Source organism: Noviherbaspirillum sp. UKPF54 (assembly GCF_007874125.1).
GTDB lineage: Bacteria > Pseudomonadota > Gammaproteobacteria > Burkholderiales > Burkholderiaceae_D > Noviherbaspirillum.
Map to the genome: position 1 here is coordinate 3,552,515 of NZ_CP040128.1, position 21,795 is coordinate 3,574,309.

Annotated in this window: 21 protein-coding genes; 7 read left to right on the forward strand and 14 right to left on the reverse strand. The window is 65.1% G+C overall.

Features of this window, described 5'->3' with window-relative positions; translation table 11 throughout:
• The first annotated feature begins 20 nt into the window (after positions 1–20).
• The 3 genes from FAY22_RS16480 to FAY22_RS16490 all read left to right on the forward strand — a co-directional run bounded on the left by FAY22_RS16480 (position 21) and on the right by FAY22_RS16490 (position 3,391).
• Complete coding sequence (locus FAY22_RS16480; protein WP_146331219.1) at positions 21–290, forward strand: hypothetical protein; 270 nt, start codon at positions 21–23, stop codon at positions 288–290.
• Positions 291–629: 339 nt separating this feature from the next.
• The gene (locus tag FAY22_RS16485; RefSeq protein WP_146331220.1) at positions 630–2,651 is read left to right on the forward strand and encodes a hypothetical protein; all 2,022 of its coding nucleotides are present in this window, start codon (positions 630–632) and stop codon (positions 2,649–2,651) included.
• Positions 2,652–2,812: 161 nt separating this feature from the next.
• Complete coding sequence (locus FAY22_RS16490) at positions 2,813–3,391, forward strand: DUF2242 domain-containing protein (RefSeq protein ID WP_146331221.1); 579 nt, start codon at positions 2,813–2,815, stop codon at positions 3,389–3,391.
• Positions 3,392–3,404: 13 nt separating this feature from the next.
• Here the strand turns inward: FAY22_RS16490 and FAY22_RS16495 are convergent, their stop codons facing one another.
• From FAY22_RS16495 to FAY22_RS16530, 8 genes are all read right to left on the reverse strand, one after another.
• Entirely contained in the window at positions 3,405–3,611 is a 207-nt protein-coding gene (locus tag FAY22_RS16495) for a DUF3565 domain-containing protein (protein ID WP_146331222.1), read from the reverse strand.
• A complete protein-coding gene (locus FAY22_RS16500; protein ID WP_146331223.1) occupies positions 3,608–4,048 on the reverse strand; it encodes an HAD domain-containing protein in 441 nt (146 codons plus the stop codon). The genes FAY22_RS16495 and FAY22_RS16500 overlap by 4 nt, the downstream gene beginning before the upstream one ends.
• Before the next feature lie 33 nt (positions 4,049–4,081).
• The gene (locus tag FAY22_RS16505) at positions 4,082–4,966 is read right to left on the reverse strand and encodes a phosphoribulokinase (protein WP_146331224.1); all 885 of its coding nucleotides are present in this window, start codon (positions 4,964–4,966) and stop codon (positions 4,082–4,084) included.
• 12 nt (positions 4,967–4,978) lie between these two features.
• On the reverse strand, positions 4,979–6,037 hold the full coding sequence (locus FAY22_RS16510; protein WP_146331225.1) for a class 1 fructose-bisphosphatase: 1,059 nt from the start codon (positions 6,035–6,037) through the stop codon (positions 4,979–4,981).
• A gap of 71 nt (positions 6,038–6,108) precedes the next feature.
• Positions 6,109–6,873 (reverse strand): HAD family hydrolase, encoded by a 765-nt coding sequence (locus FAY22_RS16515; RefSeq protein ID WP_146333493.1) that lies wholly within the window; start codon positions 6,871–6,873, stop codon positions 6,109–6,111.
• Positions 6,861–7,778, reverse strand: a complete 918-nt coding sequence (gene cbbX, locus FAY22_RS16520) for a CbbX protein (RefSeq protein ID WP_146331226.1) — start codon at positions 7,776–7,778, stop codon at positions 6,861–6,863. Before cbbX ends, FAY22_RS16515 begins: the two co-directional genes overlap by 13 nt.
• A gap of 26 nt (positions 7,779–7,804) precedes the next feature.
• Positions 7,805–8,224: a ribulose bisphosphate carboxylase small subunit gene (locus tag FAY22_RS16525; protein WP_146331227.1), complete on the reverse strand. Its 420-nt coding sequence runs from the start codon at positions 8,222–8,224 to the stop codon at positions 7,805–7,807.
• A 19-nt stretch (positions 8,225–8,243) separates the two neighbouring features.
• Positions 8,244–9,716 (reverse strand): form I ribulose bisphosphate carboxylase large subunit, encoded by a 1,473-nt coding sequence (locus FAY22_RS16530; RefSeq protein ID WP_146331228.1) that lies wholly within the window; start codon positions 9,714–9,716, stop codon positions 8,244–8,246.
• 170 nt (positions 9,717–9,886) lie between these two features.
• Between FAY22_RS16530 and FAY22_RS16535 the strand changes: the two genes are divergently transcribed.
• Positions 9,887–10,759 (forward strand): LysR family transcriptional regulator, encoded by an 873-nt coding sequence (locus tag FAY22_RS16535; RefSeq protein ID WP_246860770.1) that lies wholly within the window; start codon positions 9,887–9,889, stop codon positions 10,757–10,759.
• A gap of 18 nt (positions 10,760–10,777) precedes the next feature.
• Here FAY22_RS16535 and FAY22_RS16540 read toward each other — a convergent pair whose 3' ends face one another.
• Entirely contained in the window at positions 10,778–12,445 is a 1,668-nt protein-coding gene (locus FAY22_RS16540) for a response regulator (RefSeq protein WP_146331229.1), read from the reverse strand.
• Positions 12,446–12,771: 326 nt separating this feature from the next.
• Here FAY22_RS16540 and FAY22_RS16545 point away from each other — a divergent pair, with 326 nt between their 5' ends.
• Positions 12,772–15,108 carry a response regulator gene (locus FAY22_RS16545; RefSeq protein ID WP_146331230.1) on the forward strand — a complete coding sequence of 779 codons (2,337 nt, stop codon included), beginning with the start codon at positions 12,772–12,774 and terminating at the stop codon, positions 15,106–15,108.
• Between the two features lie 69 nt (positions 15,109–15,177).
• Here FAY22_RS16545 and FAY22_RS16550 read toward each other — a convergent pair whose 3' ends face one another.
• The 5 genes from FAY22_RS16550 to FAY22_RS16570 form a co-directional block, all read right to left on the reverse strand.
• On the reverse strand, positions 15,178–16,614 hold the full coding sequence (locus tag FAY22_RS16550; protein WP_146331231.1) for a dihydrolipoyl dehydrogenase: 1,437 nt from the start codon (positions 16,612–16,614) through the stop codon (positions 15,178–15,180).
• Between the two features lie 45 nt (positions 16,615–16,659).
• Positions 16,660–17,112, reverse strand: coding sequence for a pyridoxamine 5'-phosphate oxidase family protein (locus FAY22_RS16555; protein WP_146331232.1), 453 nt, complete (start codon positions 17,110–17,112; stop codon positions 16,660–16,662).
• A gap of 82 nt (positions 17,113–17,194) precedes the next feature.
• The gene (locus tag FAY22_RS16560) at positions 17,195–17,893 is read right to left on the reverse strand and encodes a hypothetical protein (RefSeq protein WP_146331233.1); all 699 of its coding nucleotides are present in this window, start codon (positions 17,891–17,893) and stop codon (positions 17,195–17,197) included.
• Positions 17,894–18,072: 179 nt separating this feature from the next.
• Entirely contained in the window at positions 18,073–18,642 is a 570-nt protein-coding gene (folE, locus tag FAY22_RS16565) for a GTP cyclohydrolase I FolE (protein ID WP_146331234.1), read from the reverse strand.
• 25 nt (positions 18,643–18,667) lie between these two features.
• On the reverse strand, positions 18,668–18,883 hold the full coding sequence (locus FAY22_RS16570; RefSeq protein WP_146331235.1) for a hypothetical protein: 216 nt from the start codon (positions 18,881–18,883) through the stop codon (positions 18,668–18,670).
• Between the two features lie 21 nt (positions 18,884–18,904).
• Here FAY22_RS16570 and FAY22_RS16575 point away from each other — a divergent pair, with 21 nt between their 5' ends.
• Together FAY22_RS16575 and rpoD are read left to right on the forward strand one after the other, a co-directional pair.
• Positions 18,905–19,099 carry a hypothetical protein gene (locus tag FAY22_RS16575; RefSeq protein ID WP_146331236.1) on the forward strand — a complete coding sequence of 65 codons (195 nt, stop codon included), beginning with the start codon at positions 18,905–18,907 and terminating at the stop codon, positions 19,097–19,099.
• Between the two features lie 152 nt (positions 19,100–19,251).
• Positions 19,252–21,732, forward strand: coding sequence for an RNA polymerase sigma factor RpoD (gene rpoD / locus FAY22_RS16580; RefSeq protein WP_210411839.1), 2,481 nt, complete (start codon positions 19,252–19,254; stop codon positions 21,730–21,732).
• Positions 21,733–21,795: the final 63 nt, after the last annotated feature.

Genomic DNA, 21,795 nt, shown 5'->3' on the forward strand with positions numbered 1-21,795 from the left:
CCATGTAGTTAGGAAATACCATGCAACCGAAGTTTGAACACCGCAACGAGTCAGCCTGGGACCTGGGCGACCAGGCCTACGATTTGGAAGACTCAATCGAAGCAGGTGTCGTGAAGGCAGCACAGCTGGGCATCCGCCCGGGATCGGATGGATACGCGGCATTCATCACCGCTTTTTCAAGAAGAGTGCGCAGCAAGCAAGTCTCTCCCAAAAAAATGTTGTCCAACGATGCCATCCAGGCTGGATCGGCCAAAGTGCTGACGCCGGATTTTCTGCGCGCGGCATCCTGAAACCTGACCGCCCTTCTTTCCTCTCGCCTGACTTCAGCAAGTCATTGCTGACATGCACGGTACTTGAGCAGCCCTCCGCCTCAAGTACCGCAACCAGCCGGCAGTCCGCCGGCTCGCGCTAACGCACAGTTTGCGCATTCACAATGAATGAAGCTTCCCCGCTCGGTACGGTAGCTTGATGCGGCCCGTCGCGCGCCGCGCATGCACGTCCATCTTTCCACGGAGCTAACATGGGGGAAACCGCATCCCGATTCGCCGCCGTCAAACCTCGCCCGCCGTGCCTCGGCGAATTGAGCACTGCTTCGATGGCATGAGCGCCGGCCAGCGCAGCGGTTGCCGATGACCCCGAACGATGCCTTCCTGCCAATCCGCGCGGGCGCGCCGCCTGCCGACCCGCCCCGCTCGCGCCTCGCGCTGGCGCTGGGACTGTCCCTCCTGTTTCATGCCTTTCTCCTGTCGCTGCGCTTCGGCATTCCCGGCCTGGGGCTACCCGGACTGGAACTACCCTGGAATGAGCGGCGGGCGCAGGCACCGCAATTGCAAGTGCGGCTGACCGATACCAGCCGCAGTCCCCCGCCTGCGTCAGCTCCCGCGCCCGCGCCGGCAAGCGAAGCGCTCCCTGCGCCTTCCGCCCCGCCGGCAAACGACGCCTTGGCGGCACCCGTCGCGCCACCCCGCTTTCCCCCGCCGCCGGATACCGCGCCAGCCCTGAAGCTCCTGCCCCCACCTGAGTCGGCGGCACCACCAGTGCCGCCGATGGCGACACCCGTGCCGGCCCAGCCCGCCGGCAAGCCAGTGCCGCGCGCCGACGTGAAAGTCGCCCAGCGGCGCCGTCATCGGCGCAAGCCGGCGCACGCCAGGCCCAAGCCGCCCGTCATCGCGCAAGCCCTACCGCGGCAGGAAACATTCGCCATGCCGCTCCCGGAAGAACGCGAGCCGCAGGCCGCTAACGAGCCGCCCATCGCAAGCGAACCGCTCGCCAGCGAAGACGCTTCCGCGCGGCCAGACGCAGAAGCCCTCCGGCAAGCCGAAGAACGCGCCGCCCTGCTGGCCGCGCAGCAGGAGGAGGCACAGAGGGAAGCGCGCCAGCAGGCGGAAGACGCGCAACGCCTCGCCATGGAACAAGAAGCGAACAGGCAGGCCGAGGAACGCGCGCTCCAGCAGGCCGCGCAACGGCAGGAAGAAGAGGCGGCCCTGATGGCCCGGCAGCGGGAAGAAGCCAGGCTGGCGGAAGAAAACGCGCGGCGGCAGGAAGACGCGGCACGCCGCCAGGCGATGGAAGAGGACGCGCGCCGCCAGGCTGAAGCACACGAACGCCGCCGTCAGGAAGAAGACTTCCTGCGCACGCAGCAACTGGAGCTGCAACGCCGGGACGAAGAGGCAAGGCGGCTGGCGTTGGAGGAGCAAGCGCGCCGGCAGGAACAGGAAGCCATCCGGCATGCGCAGCAACTGGAGGCGCAACAGCGGGAAGAAGAAGCCGCGCACCGCCTGGCGCTGGAGCAGGAAGCGCGCCGGCAAGCGCTGCAGCGTCAGCAGGAAGAAGCGCTGCGGCGCGAGCAACAGCTGGCGGCGGAGGAAAGCGCGCGGCGCGCCCGCGAACTTGAGGCACAACGGCAGCAAGCGGAGCAAGCCGCACGCGCCGCGCAAGAGCAGGCTGCACGCAGGCAGGCCGATGAAGCGGCAAGGCAAGCCGCCGCGCAGGCGCAGCGCCAGCAGGGAGATCAGGCAGCGCAGGCTGCCGCAGCCGGCAACGGGTCGGCCGTACGCGCGGAAACAGCGCAGGCCACGGCGGTGCCGCCCAGGCAAGCGCCCGTCTCCCGAGCGCCGGCGCCGGAAACCGCCTCATCGGGCAACAGCGGCGCACCTGAGGAAACCGACAATGGCCCGCTCCTGCTCTCCGACGACAACATGGCTGCCATGCAAGTCCAGCGGGACAGAAAAATCGACCTGACCCGCCTCGACGCGCGCGAAGCCAGCGAACTGGCCGGCACGCCGCAGCAGCCGCGCCGGCGGTCCATCTTCGGCAGCGCCCCGGACGATATCGTGCTGCAAATGTATATCGACGGCTGGCGCCAGGCCGTCGAGCATAACGGCAACCGCGCCGACGGCGCGTTCGCGCCGGGCCGGCTGCGCGGCGAATCCGTGGTCACCGTCGCCCTTCGCAGCGACGGCAGCGTCGAAAGCGTTTCCATCGAACGCGCTGGCGCGCCGGAAATCGACGCCGCCGTGCGCCGGATCATCCAGGCATTCGAGCGGCACGACGCCTTCCCGCCGGATCTGCGGCGCAGGTACGACGTGATCGAAATCCGACGCCTGTGGCGTTTCGACGACCGGCTGCGCCTGGTCGAGGACGCGCGCTAGGGCCTGTTCGGCTTGCCGGCGGCAAGGCTGCCCAAAGGCGCCAATCAGATTCTGAGGTATCCTTATGTTTTACCTAATGCAACTTCATCGACAGCGCCACGGTCCAATGCCCTCGCGCTGCCACGGCACGCATTCCCGGCAAATTTTCACGACAAAACAAGATGCGGCAGTTTTTCCTCCGTTCGTCCGCCCTGTGCATGGTGCTGATGGGCCTGCTTTCCGGCTGCGCCACCTCGAAAAAAGCTTCCGTGTACCAGCATGAAGAGTTCAACACGGTCGACACGTTTTCGCGCACTTACCACGCGTCGGCCGCCGCCACCTGCGAAGCGGCGCGCCGCACCCTGCTCAGCCAGGGTTACGTGATCAGCAAGCGCCAGCCGGAACAGGTGGATGGCTACAAGAACTTCCAGCCGAGCATGGACGTGCACGTGGTCATCGAGTTTCACGTGGTGTGCGCGCCCGACGGGGAAAACGGCGCAGATGCGACCGCGTTCGTCAACGCGGTGCAGGACAAGTACGTGGTCAAGAAGCAGTCCAATTCGGCCAGCCTCGGCGTGAGCGCGCTGGGCTCGCTGTCGCTGCCGTTCGGCTCGAGCGAGGATTCGCTGGCCAAGGTGGGCAGCGAAACGATTCCGACCGTGCAGTTCTACGACCGTTTCTTCGCGCTGGTCGACCACTACCTGGCCGAGGCCGCCGCCAGCGCGCCCGGCGACAGCGGCGGGAAGGAACCGGCGCAATAACTCGTTCCAATAACTAGTTCCAGTCGCGCGGCGCGCCGGCGTCGCATTTCTTGCAGTTCAGCTCCATGCCCAGCGTCCTGGCGCGGCCCTCGGGCGAAATCACCCAGGGACGGTTGGTCCAGGGCGGGTTATGCCGCACGTGCTGGTTGTGCCCGCATTCGAGTTCGGCGACCCAGTGCTGTTCATCGTCCAGATGAAAGCCGACGATTCGTTTCTTCATGTATCTGCGAACGGGTGGGAAGACAGCCGCTCCCGCAAGGCGCGCTCGGTGGCGGCGTTAAAGCCGAGGGCGGGATCGACCAGGATGAGATTGGCACATCCGGGAGAGAAAAACAATGCGCAATCGTCGATCGCCACCCACGGCTCCGTGCTGCGGCCGCGCAGGCTGCGCCATGCATCGATTTCAGCTTCCCGCACACACAGGGGGCCGGCGGCCGGCAATACCGGCGTCACGTCGATGATGCGCGCAGCGATATCGTCCGAGAAAAATCCCCGCAACTCCGCCAGGGTATAGCCCTCGCGCCAAGAACTCGAAATCACGATGTCGACCTCAGGATAGTCGCGCATCACGCGCTCGAAATCCGGCAGGCGCGTCAGCGCGCCTTGCGGCCGGTGAAACGGATGCAATACGCCGTCGAAATCGAGGAACAGGATCACTGCCTTTAGGGCACCAAATCGTCCGTGAGTTTCCTAGTAAGCAGAGAATGCCCGCTTCTTGCGCTCCATCATGCGCCAGATGAACGGTGTAAAGATCAGCTGCATGGCGAGTTCCATCTTCCCGCCCGGGACGACGATGGTGTTGGCGCGCGACATGAAGGAATCGTTAATCATGTTCAACAGGTACGGGAAATCGATCCCCTTGGGATTGGCGAAGCGGATCACGACGAAACTTTCATCCGGCGCCGGGATGTCGCGCGCGATGAACGGGTTGGACGTGTCGACGCAGGGCACGCGCTGGAAGTTGACGTGGGTGTGCGTGAACTGCGGGCAGATGTAGTTCACATAATCCGGCATGCGGCGCAGGATGGTGTCGGTCACCGCCTCGGTCGAATAGCCGCGCTTGGCCTTGTCGCGCCACAGCTTCTGTATCCATTCCAGGTTAATCACCGGCACCACGCCGATCAGCAGGTCCGGGTACTGCGCGATGTTGATATCGCCATGCACCACCGCGCCGTGCAAGCCTTCGTAGAACAGCAGGTCGGTCTCCTGCGGCAAGTCTTCCCACGGGGTGAAAGTGCCGGGGTCCTGGTCGTAGGGCGCGGCTTCCTCGGTGTCGTGCAGGTATTTCCGGCAACGCCCGTTGCCGCTTTCCGCATAGCTGCGAAACAGTTCTTCCAACTCGTGGAACAGGTTGTTGTCGGGACCGAAGTGGCTGAAATTCTTGTTGCCAGCTTTTTCCGCCTCGGCCTGGCGCAGCTTCATTTCCTGCCGGTCGTAGCGGTGGAAGCTGTCGCCTTCGATAATGGCGGCCGTCACCTTCTCGCGGCGGAAAATGTTTTCGAAGGTGTGGGTCACCGACGTGGTGCCGGCACCGGAAGAACCGGTGATGGCGATGATGGGGTAGCGTTCGGACATGGGGCTCTTTCGTCAGACGGCGGTGCGAAACAGGCTGCGCTCCCGGAACAGCGGATTGGGCAAGTCGTCCGCCGACGTGTGGTGATAGCGCTCGATCCGCTCCACCTCGTGACGCGAACCGAACACCAGGCCGACGCGCTGGCCCAGCGATTCGGGTCGCACCGTCATCACCGGCTGGCGGCCGGTGGAGGCGCGCCCGCCGGCCTGCTCGACCAGGAAGGCGATCGGATTGGCTTCGTACAGCAGGCGCACGCGCCCCGGCATGGCCGCGTCCCTGGTGTCGCGCGGATACAGGAAGACGCCGCCGCGCATCAGGATGCGGTGCGCCTCGGCCACCATCGAGGCGATCCAGCGCATGTTGAAATCCATGCCGCGCCGCCCGCTCTTGCCTGCCATGCACTCGTTGACATAGCGCTTGACCGGCTCTTCCCAGAAGCGACTGTTGGAGGCATTGATCGCGAATTCGCACGTATCCGGCGGGATCGACAAGCCCGGGTGGGTCAGCATGAATTCGCCCATCTGCGGGCACAGGGTGAAGCCGTGCACGCCGGCGCCCACCGACAGCACCAGCATCGTGGCCGGGCCGTAGATCGCGTAGCCAGCCGCGACCTGCTGCGCTCCCGGCTGCAGGAAATCCTGCTCGGTCACGATGCTGGTGCTGTCGCTGGACGCTGCGTCGGGCGCGCGCAGCACCGAAAAGATGCTGCCGACAGACAGGTTGACATCGATATTGGACGCGCCGTCGAGCGCATCGAACACCAGCAGGTAGCGCCCGCGCGGATGACAGCGCGGAATCTGGTACGGCGCCGCCATCTCTTCCGATGCCATGCCAGCCAGGTTGCCGCCCCAGTTGTTCCCCTCGATGAACATGTCGCCGCTGGCCGCGCCGAGCGTCTTGCGCGCTTCCCCCGGCGCGCCGTGCAGGGCGCCGGCGGCCACCTTGCGCGCGATGCGCTTGCACACCAGCGCGATGTTGAGCAGCAGGCTGTTGAATTCGCCGGTGGCGTGCGGGTGCTGCCTGCGCGACTCGATCAGGAACTGGGTCAGCGTGACCCGTATCTCGGAAGTCATGGCGTCGTCTCCATCGGTATTGTTGTTTTGTCTTCATCACCCTGCATCCGCCTGCCCGGGTCCGCAGACGCTCAGCTCACCTCGAACAGCACGCCCTCGTGCCAGCGCCGCAATGCCGGCAGGTCGGCCCAGCGCTGGTCGGTGCCGGGCAGTCGCTGCGCCATCGGCTGGTCGGGGTCGCCCAGGTGCGGCAGCACCAGCAGCGCGCCGTCGAACGACTGCATCGCGGTATAGGCGGTGGGCGTGACCAGGGTCGGCACACCGGCGGCCATGGCGGCCCGCAAGCCGTTCTCGGAATCCTCGAACGCGAGGCAGTCGGCGGCGGGCACGTCGAGCGCATCGAGCACCGCGAAATAGACGTCCGGCGCCGGCTTCTTGTTCGGCACCACGCCGGCGTCGCAGACCGCAACAAAGTACTTGCGCCAGTCGGCCCCGAGCGGCGTGCGCAGCAGGGCGTCGATGTTGACCGGCGTGGTGGTGCTGGCGATCGCCAGCGGCATGCCGGCGGCATACGCTTCGTCGATCAGTCTTTCCATGCCGGGACGCAGCGGCAGCTTGCCGCCGCCCACGCGCGCTTCGTAGTGCTTCGTCTTGATCGCGTGCACCGCGTCCAGCGTCGCCCTGATCCTGCCATTCAATTCCGCGCCCGGATGGCGCATGCGCCAGTAGTGCGCGATGCGCTCCTTGCCGCCTGCCACCTGCAGCAGACGGGTGTACATGTCCTCGTCCCAGTGCCAGTCCAGGCCGGCTTCCTCGAACGCGGCGTTGAAGGCGCGGCGGTGCGCGTCCTCGGTATCGGCAAGCGTGCCGTCGACATCGAATATCAGGGCTCGCAACATGCAGCCTCCTGCGTCAGGGATTGGTCGGTTGAAGGATGAAACACCCGGCTGGCGAGCAGGTCGGCGGCGGTGATCGTGATCAGCGCATCGTCATCGACCGCGCCCCGTTCGGCCAGCAGGCGCGACGCATGGCGCAATCGCGCGCGGTCGAGCGCATTGCGCACGCTGCGCGCGTTGGCGAAGTGCGGCAGCCGCATGCGCCGTTCCAGGTAATCGGAAAACACGCCCGCGGCAGCGTCGTCGAAGCGATACTGCATCTCGGCCAGCATCAGTCCGGCGATCTGCGCCAGTTCGTCGCGCCGGTAGTCGGGAAAATCGATGTGGTGCGCAATGCGCGAGGACATGCCGGGGTTGGATTCGAAGAAGCGGTCCATGCGGTCCTTGTAGCCGGCCAGGATCACGACCAGGTCTTCGCGGTTGTTTTCCATCACCTGCAGCAGGATCTCGATCGCTTCCTGGCCGTAGTCGCGCTCGTTCTCTGGCCGGTACAGGTAATAGGCCTCGTCGATGAACAGCACGCCGCCCATCGCCTTCTTCAGCACCTCCTTGGTCTTGGGCGCGGTGTGGCCGATGTACTGGCCGACCAGGTCGTCGCGCGTGACCGCGATCAACTGCCCCTTGCGCACATAACCGAGGCGATGCAGGATTTCCGCCATGCGCATGGCCACCGTCGTCTTGCCGGTGCCGGGATTGCCCGTGAAGCACATGTGCAGGCTGGGCGCGCCGGCCGCATAGCCGCGCTCGGCGCGCAGCTTGTCCACCAGCAGCAGCGCGGCGATGTCGCGGATGCGCGCCTTGACCGGCGCCAGCCCGATCAGCTCGCGGTCGAGCTGCGCCAGCAGCTCGGTGACGCCGGAGCTGGCGAGGCGGTCGGCGACGGGGTTATCGGATGTCGGCTGCATAAGTTCGCTCTCTGTTCATCAGCAATTCAGTAACGCGCTCCTTCCGGCGCCCGGTTCACGGCATAGCTTTCCATGCCGTAGCGCAGCGTGCGCCCCGCCGCCTCCTGCCGCGCCAGCCTGAACCCCGGCTCGTCCCGCGGCCGCTGCACGATGAACGACAGCACCACCGACTCCACCGTATGCGTGGCATCGAATGCGGTGACGCGGATGTAATGGTTGGGGAAAGTCTGGCGGCAGTTCCTGATCTCCATCATGATCCCGGCGGCGTCGCGCAAGTCGAACATCGGGTTGCCGAACATGTCCCAGTACGTGTTGCGCGGATGCGGGTCGTCGCTGTATTCGATGCCGACCGCCCAGCCCTTGTCCAGGCAATATTGAAGCTGCTTGGCGATCTGTTCGTCGGTCAGGTCGGGCAAAAAGGAAAAGGTGCCTTGTGTAATGCGCATGGTGTCCTCTTGGTATGGTTCAGGCGACGGATGGCGTGGGCACGAAGTCCGAGGTGTCGGTCGAGGTGTAGTTGAACGTGACCTCGCCCCAGGTATCGAGCGCGGCCTGCAGCGGACTGCACCACTTGGCGGCGTCGCGCAGGATCTGCGGCCCCTCGGCCTTGATGTCGCGCCCTTCGTTACGCGCCAGCACCATCGCTTCCAGCGCGACGCGGTTGGCGGTGGCGCCGGCCTGGATGCCCTGCGGATGGCCGATGGTGCCGCCGCCGAACTGCAGCACCACGTCGTCGCCGAACAGGTCGAGCAACTGGTGCATCTGGCCGGCATGGATGCCGCCGGACGCCACCGGCATCACCTTGCGCAGCGCCGCCCAGTCCTGGTCGAAGTAGATGCCGCGCGTCAGGTCCACCGTAGTCCGCGCATCGCGGCAGACGTTGTAATAGCCCTGCACCGTCAGCGGGTCGCCTTCCAGCTTGCCGACTGCGGTGCCGGCGTGGATATGGTCGACGCCGGCCAGCCGCATCCATTTCGCGATCACGCGAAACGACACGCCGTGCGTCTTCTGGCGGGTGTAGGTGCTGTGCCCGGCGCGATGCAGGTGCAGGATCATGTCGTTCTGGCGGCACCAGTGCGACATCGACTGGATCGCGGTGTAGCCGACCACCAGGTCGATCATGACGATGACGGAGCCGAGCTCCTTGGCGAACTCGGCGCGCCGGTACATCTCTTCCATGGTGCCGGCGGTGACGTTCAGGTAGCTGCCCTTGACCTCGCCTGTTGCGGCCGAGGCCTTGTTGACCGCGTCCATCACGAACAGGAAGCGGTCGCGCCAGTGCATGAACGGCTGCGAATTGATGTTCTCGTCATCCTTCATGAAGTCCAGCCCGCCCTTCAGGCCCTCGTACACCACGCGCCCGTAGTTGCGGCCGGACAGTCCGAGCTTGGGCTTGGTGGTCGCGCCGAGCAAGGGACGGCCGAACTTGTCGAGCCGCTCGCGCTCGACGATGATGCCGGTAGGCGGGCCAGCGAAGGTTTTGACATAAGCGACCGGAAACCGCATGTCTTCGAGGCGCAGCGCCTTCAGCGGCTTGAAGCCGAATACGTTGCCGATGATGGAGGCGGCCACGTTCGTGATCGAGCCTTCCTCGAACAGCGACAGGTCGTAGGCGATGTAGGCGAAATACTGGCCGGGATTGTTCGGCACCGGCTCGACCCGGTAGGCCTTGGCGCGGTACATGTCGCATGCGGTCAGGCGGTCGGTCCATACCACGGTCCACGTTGCGGTGGAGGATTCGCCGGCCACGGCGGCGGCGGCCTCGATCGGCTCCACGCCATCCTGCGGCGTGATGCGGAACACCGCCAGGATGTCGGTATCCTTGGGCGCGTAGTCGCCGTCCCAGTAGCCCATCTGGGCATACTTCAGCACGCCCGCCGCGTAGCGTTTCCTGGCATCGGTGACCTGTGCCAGCTCATGAATGTCGTTGCGCCCCATCCCGTTCTCCTGATTCAGGCCAATGCCTGGCGTTAATAATTTGATAACCGATGCGTTTCACTATATAAGTGCAGCTCCATCAGGTCCAATCAGGATTCATTTCGCTTTCATCAGCCGCGGCTTATACGTTGATGCGCAGATACACGCTTCGCCAGCTGGATATCTTCTTGATGCTCGCGCGCGAGCAGTCGGTGTCGCGCGCCGCCGAAAAGCTGCATGTGACGCAGCCGGCGGTATCGATGCAGCTGCGGCTGCTGGAAGAGGCGGTCGGCGTGGCGCTGTTCGAACAGGCCGGCCGGCGCATCCGCCTGACCGACGCCGGCGAGGAGTTCCGCCGCTATGCGGGCGCGGCGATGGCGCAGTTCAGGGAGCTGGACGATGCGATGGCGCAGCGGGTCGGGATGAAGAAGGGCCGCATCGAACTGGCGATCGTGAGCACCGCGAAATACTTCGTGCCGATGCTGCTGGTGAACTTCCGCAAGCGCTTCCCCGGCATCGAGGTCGCGCTGCACATTCACAACCGCGACATCATCAGCGGCATGCTCGCGCGTAACGAGGTCGACCTCGTCATCATGGGGCGCGCGCCGGCCAATATCGAATGCAGCGCGACGCCCTTCGCCACCAATCCGCTCGGCGTGGTGAGCGCGCCGGAGCATCCGCTGTCGCGCCGCCGGCGCGCGCCGCTCGCCATCCTGGCGGACCAGGAATTCGTGGTGCGCGAAAAGGGATCGGGCACGCGCCACAGCATGGAAAACCTGTTCGAGGAGCACGGCATCGCGCCGCCGGTCGTGATGGAAATGCCGAGCAACGAAACCATCAAGCAGGCGGTCATGGCCGGCATGGGGCTCGGTTTCCTGTCGCTGCGCACGGTGCGCCACGAGCTCGCGGCCGGCCACCTGACGCTGCTCGATATCGAGGGCTTGCCGCTGCTGCGCCACTGGCATGTGACGCACCTGCAGTCGAAGCGGCTGTCGCCGGCGGCGCAGGCGTTCAAGGCATTCCTGATCGAGGAAGCGGGTCCGCTGGTGAACTTGTGGGCGTGAAGGCGCCGCATGGCGCCGTCACTGCGAAAAGCCGCCCCACGCGCGGATGTGCGATTTCGCACTCATGTGTTCGAACGGGATGCTGAATTTCTTCAGCGTCGCCCGATAGCGGTCCGACAGTTCGCCCAGGCCTGGAAGACCCGGGTCCAGGCGGCGCGCGTTTTCGATATGCCGGTGCGCCTGCGCGCCCAGCTCGTCGTCCCAGCCGGCATGGTCGATGCAGGCAAGCACGGCGGCGGCGGCATTGAGCGCCACGCCCGGATTGTCCGCCATCTTTTGCGCGGCGCGCGTCATGAGCTCCGCCGCGCCCTGGTAATCGCCTTGCGCGATCTTCGCCTCGCACGACGCGGCGAGTTCGGCCGCCTGCTGGCGGCTTTGCTGCGCCAGGCTTTGGCTCAGGTCCTGGCGGCCGGCGCGTTCGAGCGCGCCGACGGCGCGCGCCATGGAAAGGTCGTCGGCGGCATTGTTCATCACGTCCAGCATGAGCATGGATGCGTCGTCCTCCATGCCGTTGTTCAGGCAGCTTTGCGCCAGCACCATCTTCACCTCGTTCGACAAGCCGGCGTTGTCCTGGCAGGCCGCGACCGCTTCCGCCAGGCGCTCCAGCGCGCGCTCGGTTTCGCTGTTGTGCTCATGGATCAGTGCCGACGAGATGGCGCCGCAGGCCTCGGTCTTCCTGAAGTCGCTCAAGGACTTGCCGAGTTCGTGCACCACCGCGCCGGCTTCATGCACGCGCCCTTTTCCGAGCAGGGCCTGCACCAGATGCACATAGTCTTCCGGATCGCGGAAGCGGGAATGGCGTATCTTGCCCGCCACCTCCTGGAATGCCGACAGCGCCGTGTCGACGTCGCCGATTTCCAGCGCCAGCCGGCCGAGCTTGCGCAACCGGCGCACGGTGTGCGGCGCCAGCGCCACAGCGTCCGCCAGCACCTGCTTGGCCTGCGCCAGGCGGCCGGCGGCCTCGTGCACCCGGGCCAGGCAGTCATAGGCTTCCCACAGCTTGCCGTTTTCCTGCAGCAGCGCGGTCAGGATCGCCTCGGCTTCGCCGTGGCGCCGCTGCATGTGCAAGGATTTGGCCAGGCCGAGCAGCCCCCACTCGGCGGCCTTGGTCCGGGACAGTTCTTCATACAGTGCTTCGGCCTGCGCCGGCCGGCCCTGCTGCAGGTACAGGCCGGCGCGCATGAAGCGAAAGTCGAGCGCATGGCGCCGCGACGTGAGTTCACCCTGCTCGCAGCGGGCGATCGCCTGCAGCAGGTCGCCATGTTCCATGGCGCGGTAGACCGGCATGAACAACGCGCGCTTTTCCAGCGCGCGCCCCACGCGCTCGAGCAGCGACTGGGCGGTAAACGGCTTCAGCAGATACTCGTTCGGCGCCAGTTCCAGGGTGCTGATCACCTTGCCCTGCCCGCGCTCGGCGGTCACCATCATGAACAGGGTGGTCAGCGGCAGCAGGCGGTGCCGGCGCAAGTCTTCCAGCAACTGCTGGCCGTCCTGCCCTTCGCACAGGTCGTATTCGCACAGGATGATGTCATACGGCCTTTTCTGCAGTATGCCGATGGCGGTGGAAGCCCGCATCACGTGCTCGATGTGCGTGATCCCGCATTGCGTGAAGATGTTGTGCAGACTGGTCCGCACATTGGTGCTGGGCTCGATGAACATGACCGTCAGCGCGCTAATTTCGTCCATGATCCAGACAAGGAAGCTATAACAGGAAAACAATACCCCGGCGGCGTGCGCCGGCAGGCTCGGTCTTTCGATCTTACTGCGCCGCGATCGAGATTGCCATACGCGAGCACGCCGCAAGCCTACATGGCCAGCCGACGCGCCGATTTTGAAGAAAGCCCGGATTATGAATAAAATGACATCAATTCAGCACACTCGCAACGCCGGTGTCAATAACATGCACATTGTGCGCACGTACTAAACAAGACGGCTGAAAACCGGATAACATGGAGACTTGTTGTCCTTTGGAGAAAACGCCGGAGGAATAGTTGATAGTCCGTCGCCCGCCCATGACCAACGCCAACCTCACCACCGCGCAACTGAATGGCATCCTCAGCATTGCTGACGATGCGATCATCTGCGTCGACGGCAAGCAGCGCATCATCCTGTTCAACCAGGGCGCGGAGCGGGTATTCGGCTGGAGCGAGCAGGAAGCGATCGGCCAGCACCTGAATGTGCTGCTGCCGCCGCGCTATCACGCGGACCACGGCAAGCATATCGACAGCTTCGACCGCTCCGGACAGTACGCGCGCAAGATGGCCGAGCGCCGCTCCATCTTCGCCATCCGCAAGGACGGCTCCGAATTTCCGGCGGAAGCATCGATTTCCAGGCTCGCCGTCGACGGCGGCGTGATCCATACCGTGATCCTGCGCGACATCTCCGCGCGCAAGGCGTACGAGCGCGAGCTGCACGAGGCCAAGGAAAAGGCGGAAGCGGCGATGCAGGCCAAGAGCATGTTCCTGGCCAACATGAGCCATGAAATCCGCACGCCGCTCAACGCCGTCATCGGCATGACCAGCCTGTTGCTCAACACGCATATCGACGAAGAGCAGCGCGATTACGCGGAAACCATCCGCGCCTCCAGCGAAGTGCTGCTGACCATCATCAACGACATTCTCGACTACTCCAAGATCGAGGTCGGCAAGCTCGACATCGAGCGCCAGCCGTTCGACCTGCGCCGCTGCGTGGAAGAGTCGCTCGACCTGCTGGCCTCGGACGCTTCCGAAAAAAACATCAACCTCGCCTACTTCATCGACGACAGCGTGCCGGCCTCGCTGGTGGGCGACGTGACCCGGCTGCGCCAGATCCTGGTCAACCTGCTGTCCAACGCCATCAAGTTCACCCATCACGGCGAAGTCGTGGTGTCGGTATCCGCCTCGGCACTGGCCGAGCCGCGCCACGAAATCCAGTTCTCGGTGCGCGACACCGGCATCGGCATTCCGCAGGAGCGGCTGTCCGAACTGTTCCAGGTGTTCACCCAGGTCGACGCGTCGACCACCCGCAAGTACGGCGGCACCGGCCTGGGGTTGGCCATTTCCAAGCGCCTGGCCGAAGTCATGGGCGGGTCCATGTGGGTCGACAGCACCGTCGGCAGCGGCTCGACCTTCCACTTCACGATCCAGGCCGATGCCTCCGGCTCGCAGTGGGCGCACACTTTCCTGCAGGAGCGCTCGTCGGCGCTGGCCGGCAAGCGCGTGCTGATCGTGGACGACAACAGCACCAACCGCCGCATCCTGGTGAAACAGGCGCTGCTGTGGGGCATGGTGCCGTCCGCCGCGGCCTCGGCGATCGAAGCGATGGATTTCGTGCGCCACGGCCACGCGTTCGACGTCGCCATCCTCGACATGAGCATGCCGGAAATGGACGGCCTCGGGCTGGCGCTGGAAATCCGCAAGTACCGCGACCCGCAGGCGCTGCCGCTGATCATGCTGACCTCGGTAGCGACCCGGCCGCGCGACGTGCAGATGACGAAGATCCAGTTTTCCGCCTACCTGAACAAGCCGATCAAGCCGACCGCGCTGTTCGACGCGCTGCTGCACGCCATGCAGATCGAGCCGCGCCAGGCGCAAGCCATCCGCACGCCCGCCGGCAAGCTGGCCGAAACCCTGCCGCTCACCATCCTGGTGGCCGAAGACAACACCGTGAACCAGAAAGTGGTGCAGCAGCTGCTGGCGCACCTGGGCTACCGCGCCGACGTGGTGGCCAGCGGCGTCGAGGTGCTCGATGCGCTGGAACGGCAGAATTACGACGTCGTATTGATGGATGTGCAGATGCCGGAGATGGACGGGCTGGAAGCCACGCGCCGCCTGCGCGCGCGTTTTGGCGACGGCCCGCCGCGGGTGATCGCGATGACCGCCAACGCGATGCCCGGCGACCGCGAGAAATGCCTGGCCGCCGGCATGAATGCCTACGTCTCCAAGCCGGTGGAGCTGGAAGACATCCGCAACGTGCTGACCTCCGTGGCCGGGGCGGCTGCCAGCGAGGACGGCGAACACGACGTCATCATCGACCGCCGCCGCATCGACCAGCTGGTGGAGCTGCAGGATGAAAACAATCCGACGCTGCTGGCGGATATCGTGCGGCTATTCATCAACGACTCGCCCAAGCACCTGGAAAACATCGGCAATGCGCTTGCCGCCAACAGCGCCGAAGACCTGGTGTCGGCGGCCCACCGTTTCCTGTCGAGCATAGAAAATCTCGGCGCGCAGCGCATGCGCAAGCACTGCATGGAGCTGGAACGGCTCGGACGCGAGGGTACGCTGGATGGCGCCGGAGTGCTCCTTGCCGGCCTGCGGCGCGAGTTCGACGTTGCGCGGCAACATCTGGTCGGCCTGATCACGGCCTGATCACGGCCCTCACGGCCGGTTTGATGCGCCGGCGGGACCGGCGCCCCTCATCCTGGCCGCAGTGCGGCGTCACATGCCCGGCGTGCAGTCGGTGCAGTGCTCGATTTCCGGCTCACCCTTCAACAGCTTGTCCTGCGCATCGTGCAGCGCGCTGCGCAATCCCTCCTCGATCACCGGATGGTAGAACGGCATCTGCAGCATCTGCTCGACCGTCATGCCGCTCTGGCAGGCCCAGGCCAGCAGGTGCGCCAGGTGCTCGGCGCGCGGCCCGGCCATTTCGGCGCCCAGCAGGCGCCCCGAACCGTGCTCGGCGTACAGCCGCAGCAACCCGCGGTTCTGCCGCATCACCCGGCTGCGGCCCTGGTTGTCGAACGACACCGAGCCCACCGCGAAGCTGCCCGGCCGCAGGCTGCGCCAGCCCTGGCCGACGCTGGCGATCTGCGGGTCGGTAAAGACGATGGCCAGCGGCGTGCGGCGCAGGCCCGGGCGCACATCGGGATAGCGCGCCGCGTTGTCGCCCGCGATGCGCCCCTGGTCGATCGCCTCGTGCAGCAGCGGCCTTTCGTTGTCCGCGTCGCCGGCGATGAAAATAGTGCTGTCGCAACACTGCATGGTATGCGCATCGAACAGCGGCAACCCGCGCGTGTCGAGCGCAATGCCGGTGCGCTCGAGGCACAGCGGGCGCAGATTGGGCACGCGCCCGGCCGCCGCCAGCAGCAATGAAAACGAGTCGCTGCGCTCGCTGCCGTCGGCGCCGCGCGAGCGGATCGTCACCTGCCCGCCGTCGCGCCGCACGTCGAGCAATTCCGTGTCCAGGCGCAGGTCGAGCTCTTGCCGGAATGCGCCGACTGCGGCGGCGAGCACGGCGGGATCGGCCAGCTGCGCGACCTTGCCGCCGCGCCCGAACAGCGTCACGCGCACGCCCAGCCGCTGCAGCGCCTGCCCGATTTCGAGCCCGATGATGCCGGTGCCGACCACCGCGACCGACTCGGGCAGATCGTCCCATGCGAAGACGTCGTCGTTGACCACCAGCAGCTCGCCCGCCGCGCCCAGTTTGGGCGGCACGTGCGGGCTGGAGCCGGTCGCGATCACCACGCTGCGCGCATGCACGAGGGTGTGCTCACCGACCTGCAGGCGCGCGGCATCGAGGAAGCGCGCGCTGCCGCGCAGCAGGTCGGCGGGGTCGATGCGGTCGACGCCGGCGACCACATAATCGACGAAGCGGTCGCGCTCCGCGCGCAGCCGCGCCATGACCGCGCGCCCGTCGACGCGCACCGCGCCGGGGAATACGCCGAACGCCGGCGCCGCGCTCATGCCATGGGCCGCTTCGGCCGCAGCAATCAGCAGCTTGCTGGGCATGCAGCCCACGCGCGCGCAGGTAGTGCCGTAGGGGCCGCCTTCGATCAGCACCACGCGCTTGTCGTGGTGCGAGCGCGCCGCCTTGTACGCGGTCAGGCCGGCGCTGCCGGCGCCGATGACGGCCACGTCCACTTCCAGCTCATGCATGTGCGATGCCCTCGTGAAGATGCTGCGTCATCCGGCCAGCTGCCGTCACGGCGCCGTCACCAGATCAGTGTGGCCGAACCCTTTTTCATAATTGAGCACCGAGATCACCTGCGGCGTGATCTTCAACAGGACGATATCGGAAGCGGCGTCGGACTGTGCCCATTCGGAGATGTGCGGGTAGCGCTTGAGCATGCACTCGGTCGCACGTTTGATTTCTTCGGAATCGGTCAGGATCTCGGCGGTTGCGCCCATCGACACGCCCTTGATCTGGTTCCAGTCCTCGTAGTCCTCATTGATCGTGAGCGACACCTTGTTGCAATGGCGGATGTTGTTCGCCTTCTGGCTGTTCTTGCCGATGCCGATGTAGATGGTCAATCCGTCGTTGGCGTAGCTGACCGTGGTGGCCTGCGGGTATCCATCCGGCCGGATTGTTGCCAGGGTCAAATCCCTGGCGTGCTCGATGATGCGTTGTACGAAATCCCTTGTTGCCTGGTCCATGGCGACCTCCTACGCAGAGCAGTCCTGCTTTCGATCAGGCTCTTATTGTGCGTCTGCGGGAGGCATGACGTTTGACTTCGATCTATCTGGAGGATTTGTGCGCGGCGACTGTCAGCGTAGTGCCGGTGAAGTCGATTGCCTTGATGGAAATGCTGCCGAAGCTCGCGCCGGAAGTGTCGCCCTTGACGCGGATATTGTCGAAATTGATTTCACCGATCGAACTGGGCATGGACAAGGTGATCGAGCCGTCCGGATTGACCGTCGTCCTGGCGCGGGCAGGATCGTACGCCACGTCCTTGATCGTGGTATCCGCTTCCAGGAAATCCAGCACCGGATTCATCGCGGTGACCAGCTTTCCGAGCGTCTTGACGCCCCCGTCTTTCGACCGGACCTGATGCAGCAGGCTGTCGTCGAGCCCCTGCGCCGCAATTTCACCGAGATCGTCCTCGCTCAGCGCCAGCAAGCCGCCGCGCCCCTCCTGCCCGGCGGTTTGCACGCTGACCGGCGCGGCCGGGGCGGGCGCGACTGCCAGCGCCTCGATCGGCGCGACCAAGGCGGTCACGAGCGCGGCGGCCAGGCGCAGCTGGCGCTGCTTGCGCAGCGCACGCTCGATGTGGTGCTGGGTAAGAAGGTTCCACTCGGCGAGAATGTCGCCCAGGCGCTGGCCGGTCTTGCGCTGCTGCGCAATGGCTTGCGCCAGTTGTTCTTCGGAGATCAGCTTCTGCCTGACCAGAAGCTGGCCCAGCAGCGATTTTTCTTGGCTTTGCGAAAACCAGCCCATGTTGCCCGCCTTTCAATGGAAGCGAATGCCGCGTCGCGGCACTTGGAGTATGCGGCCGATGCCGCCTGCATGATTCATCTTAATTGATGGAAACCATGCCTCCACACAACAAGGTCTGTGATGTCAACAAGTCGCGCAACTGCGACGCGTCAGTGCGCCGAATGCAACATCGACTCCGGCTAGTCTTTCTCTCTTGCTAACGCGAGGAATTCGGTGCGCAGCGGGAAATTGGTTTGCATCTCGCCCAGCAGCGCCGAGGTGACCGTTTCCTGTCCCGGCGTGCGGATGCCGCGGCTTTCCATGCACATGTGGCGGCAGCGGATCACCACGCCGACCGACAGCGGCTGCAGATGCGTCATGAGCGCTTCGGCGATCTGGATCGTGAGCCGTTCCTGCACCTGCAGCCGCTTGGAAAAGCATTCCACCAGCCGGGTCAGCTTGGACAGGCCGACGATGCGTCCGTTCGGCGTGTAGCCGACTGTGGCGCTGCCGAAGAATGGCGCGAGGTGATGCTCGCAATGACTGTAGACCGGGATGCCGCGCACCACGATCAGTTCATTGTATTTTTCGGCGCCGTCCTCGAACACTTTCAGGATCTCGGCCGGGTCCTGGCCGTAACCGGACGTCCAGTGCTTCCAGGCGCGATCGACGCGCTCCGGCGTATCCTGCAAACCCTGGCGCTGCGGGTCCTCGCCAATGTGGCGCAGCAGTCGCCGCCAGTCATCCGCGGAAAAATGATTGTCATTCATGTTGAACTCTCGATGCCCGGCCGATTCAATGATGGTGGTGCGACCAGTCGCCGTCGGAAGCGAGATACGATTCGACCGCATCCTTTTGCCCGGTGGCGTGGCGCATCACTTCGCCGCAGGCGCAGATGCCTTGATACGGCTGGATATGGGAACAGGCGGAGACTTTTTGCAGAAATACCGTCACCGGCTTCGAACATTTGCGGCACTTGAATGTCAGTGTACGTGATGGCTTTTTGCTCATACTTTCCTTCATTGATTGAACGTGACAACACAGCATCCGGCATTATCGCCCGAAGCCGCCGAGCCTGCCGACGGCCGGCCGTCTGTTGTAAAGCGAGACATTGATGTGGCGCGCAAGTCTTTTTGCAAAGAGCAATATATAATACGCGCCCCTGCTCTGCTGGCCGCAATGGACATGGATACAGGGCTGCTGCTGCCGGATGTCTTCATCCCGTGACAGCACAAGATTTGCCTCGATATTGATCAACATTATTACCCCCAGCAAGTAAGACCGACGCACCAGTAACAGCATGGCGCCCGCTGCGCCGCTGAAGTCGCATGGCTGTCATGGCTTCATGCAGTGCGTCGCATCTTGTATTGATTGAAGCAATGACCAAACCCGTTAAAACGCTGACACTAACCGCAAAGACTGCCAAGCCGGAGGCGACGCCGGTCGAGCCCGGCATGGCGCGTACCATCGAACACGCCGCCGATGCGCTGCAACCTCCGACCAAGGTGACCGTCGTCACCAAGCGCTCGCGCCTGCTGTCGCCCGCCAAGGAAACGGCCGCGCCCGAGCTTCCGGCGACCGGCAACGTGACGGCCGGTGGCGAACCCGCTGCGCCCGACGCGGCCAAGCCGAAAGTCGTGGTGGTACGCAAAGCGGTGCCCAGGACCGTGGCCAAGCCGGCGGCCGAGCGCATTGCGCCGCCGGCCGCACCGGCGGCGTCCGCAGCGCCCGCGGCAACGACACCGGCCAGGACCAAGGCCGCGCCGCGCCAGGACAAGCCGGCCGCCGAACCGGCCACGACAGCGGCCGAGATCGACACTTCCGGCTACACCCTGCCGGCGGTGAAAGTGCCGGGCCGGCGCGGTCGCCGCCCGTCCGAATACCAGCCGGAACACGACGAGCTGGCCGCGGTCAACGCGGTGGAGCGCGCCGAAATGACGGCGGCTTCGCGCGCGCGCAAGACCACGAGCGCCAGCATGAGCGCGGAAGACATGGAAGTGCGGCGCAAGCAGATCATGGCGCTGGTCAAGGCCGGCAAGGAGCGCGGCTTTTTGACCCACGCCGAGATCCACGACCACTTGCCGGACGACTCGACCAGCCAGGAAACGCTCGACAGCATCATCGCCACGCTGTCCGACATGGGCATCGCCGTGTACGACCAGGCGCCCGATGCCGAGACGCTGCTGCTGTCCGATAACGTGGTGGCGGTCAGCGACGACGACGCGGAAGCGGCCGTCAACACCGCGCTGTCCAGCGTGGACGCCGACTTCGGCCGCACCACCGATCCGGTGCGCATGTACATGCGCGAGATGGCGACCGTGCCGCTGTTGACCCGCCAGGGCGAAATCGAGATCGCGCAGCGCATCGAAGCCGGCTTCACCGACATGATGCAGGCGGTGTCCGCCTGCCCGGCCGCGATCGAGGAAATCCTGGCGCAGGTCGAGCGCATCAGGAAGGACGAAATCCGCATCGACGACGTGGTCGACGGTCTGGTCGACCCGACCACGCCGGATGAGGCGGCCGTTGTCGCCAGCGCCGCCGACGACGAGGAAGACGACGAGGAACTGGACGAAGACGCCGCCGACGACGAGGAAGACGACAGCACGTCCGGCAGCGGCGCGGCCAGCCTGTCGGAAGAGCAGCTGGCGCAGCTGCAGAAGACCGCGCTGGAGCGCTTCGCGCTGATCGCGGCGCATTTCGACAAGATGCGCGCCGTGGCCGAACAGGAAGGCACGCATTCCAACGCCTACCGCGAAGCGCAACAGACGATCACCGCCGACCTGCTCGGCATGCGCTTTACCGCCAAGATGGTGGAAAAGCTGTGCGACATGCTGCGCTCCCAGGTCGAGGAAGTGCGCCGCCTGGAACGCCAGATCCTCGATATCGCGGTCAACAAGTGCGGCATGCCGCGCGAGCATTTCATCAAGGTTTTCCCGGGCAACGAGACCAACCTGGCCTGGGTCGATGCCGAAGCCGACAGCGACAAGGCCTATGCCGTCACGCTGCGCCGCCACATCCCGGCGGTGAAGGAATACCAGAAGCGGCTGGGCGACCTGCAGGCGCGCGTGGCGCTGCCGCTGGCAGAACTGCGCAAGATCAACAAGCAGATGACGACCGGCGAGATGAAGGCGCGCAACGCCAAGCGCGAGATGGTGGAAGCCAACCTGCGCCTGGTAATTTCGATCGCGAAGAAGTACGTCAACCGCGGCCTGCAGTTCCTCGACCTGATCCAGGAAGGCAATATCGGCTTGCTCAAGGCGGTGGACAAGTTCGAATACCGCCGCGGCTACAAGTTCTCGACCTATGCGACCTGGTGGATCCGCCAGGCCATCACGCGCGCCATCGCCGACCAGGCGCGCACCATCCGCGTGCCAGTGCACATGATCGAAACGATCAACAAGATGAACCGCATCTCGCGCCAGATCCTGATGGAGACCGGTTCCGAGCCGGACGCCGCGATGCTGGCGAAGAAGATGGACATGCCGGAAAAGAAGGTGCGCGAAATCCTGAAGATCGCCAAGGAGCCGGTGTCGATGGATACGCCGATGGGCGACGACGGCGACTCGCAGCTGGGCGACTTCATCGAGGACAGCTCCACGCTGTCGCCAGCCGACGCCGCGCTGCACGCATCGATGCGCAACGTGATCAAGGATGTGCTGGACTCGCTGCCGGCGCGCGAAGCGAAGGTGCTGCGCATGCGCTACGGGATCGACATGGCGAGCGACGCCACGCTGGAAGAAGTCGGCAAGCAGTTCGACGTCACCCGCGAGCGCATCCGCCAGATCGAATCGAAGGCGATGAACAAGCTGCGCCACGCCTCGCGCGCGGACCGGCTGCGGACTTTCCTGGAAAGTAATTAAGGCTGCCCGGGATGTGTCGAAGGCCGTCTGCCGGCGAGGCAGGCGGCCTTTTTCATTTCATGG

Coding starts and splice junctions, on each gene's coding strand:
- FAY22_RS16480 (WP_146331219.1), top strand. CDS start 21: ATGCAACCGAAGTTTGAACACCGCAACGAGTCAGCCTGGGACCTGGGC.
- FAY22_RS16485 (WP_146331220.1), top strand. CDS start 630: ATGACCCCGAACGATGCCTTCCTGCCAATCCGCGCGGGCGCGCCGCCT.
- FAY22_RS16490 (WP_146331221.1), top strand. CDS start 2,813: ATGCGGCAGTTTTTCCTCCGTTCGTCCGCCCTGTGCATGGTGCTGATG.
- FAY22_RS16495 (WP_146331222.1), bottom strand. CDS start 3,611: ATGAAGAAACGAATCGTCGGCTTTCATCTGGACGATGAACAGCACTGG.
- FAY22_RS16505 (WP_146331224.1), bottom strand. CDS start 4,966: ATGTCCGAACGCTACCCCATCATCGCCATCACCGGTTCTTCCGGTGCC.
- FAY22_RS16510 (WP_146331225.1), bottom strand. CDS start 6,037: ATGACTTCCGAGATACGGGTCACGCTGACCCAGTTCCTGATCGAGTCG.
- cbbX (WP_146331226.1), bottom strand. CDS start 7,778: ATGCAGCCGACATCCGATAACCCCGTCGCCGACCGCCTCGCCAGCTCC.
- FAY22_RS16525 (WP_146331227.1), bottom strand. CDS start 8,224: ATGCGCATTACACAAGGCACCTTTTCCTTTTTGCCCGACCTGACCGAC.
- FAY22_RS16530 (WP_146331228.1), bottom strand. CDS start 9,716: ATGGGGCGCAACGACATTCATGAGCTGGCACAGGTCACCGATGCCAGG.
- FAY22_RS16535 (WP_246860770.1), top strand. CDS start 9,887: ATGCTCGCGCGCGAGCAGTCGGTGTCGCGCGCCGCCGAAAAGCTGCAT.
- FAY22_RS16540 (WP_146331229.1), bottom strand. CDS start 12,445: ATGGACGAAATTAGCGCGCTGACGGTCATGTTCATCGAGCCCAGCACC.
- FAY22_RS16545 (WP_146331230.1), top strand. CDS start 12,772: ATGACCAACGCCAACCTCACCACCGCGCAACTGAATGGCATCCTCAGC.
- FAY22_RS16550 (WP_146331231.1), bottom strand. CDS start 16,614: ATGCATGAGCTGGAAGTGGACGTGGCCGTCATCGGCGCCGGCAGCGCC.
- FAY22_RS16555 (WP_146331232.1), bottom strand. CDS start 17,112: ATGGACCAGGCAACAAGGGATTTCGTACAACGCATCATCGAGCACGCC.
- FAY22_RS16560 (WP_146331233.1), bottom strand. CDS start 17,893: ATGGGCTGGTTTTCGCAAAGCCAAGAAAAATCGCTGCTGGGCCAGCTT.
- folE (WP_146331234.1), bottom strand. CDS start 18,642: ATGAATGACAATCATTTTTCCGCGGATGACTGGCGGCGACTGCTGCGC.
- FAY22_RS16570 (WP_146331235.1), bottom strand. CDS start 18,883: ATGAGCAAAAAGCCATCACGTACACTGACATTCAAGTGCCGCAAATGT.
- rpoD (WP_210411839.1), top strand. CDS start 19,252: ATGACCAAACCCGTTAAAACGCTGACACTAACCGCAAAGACTGCCAAG.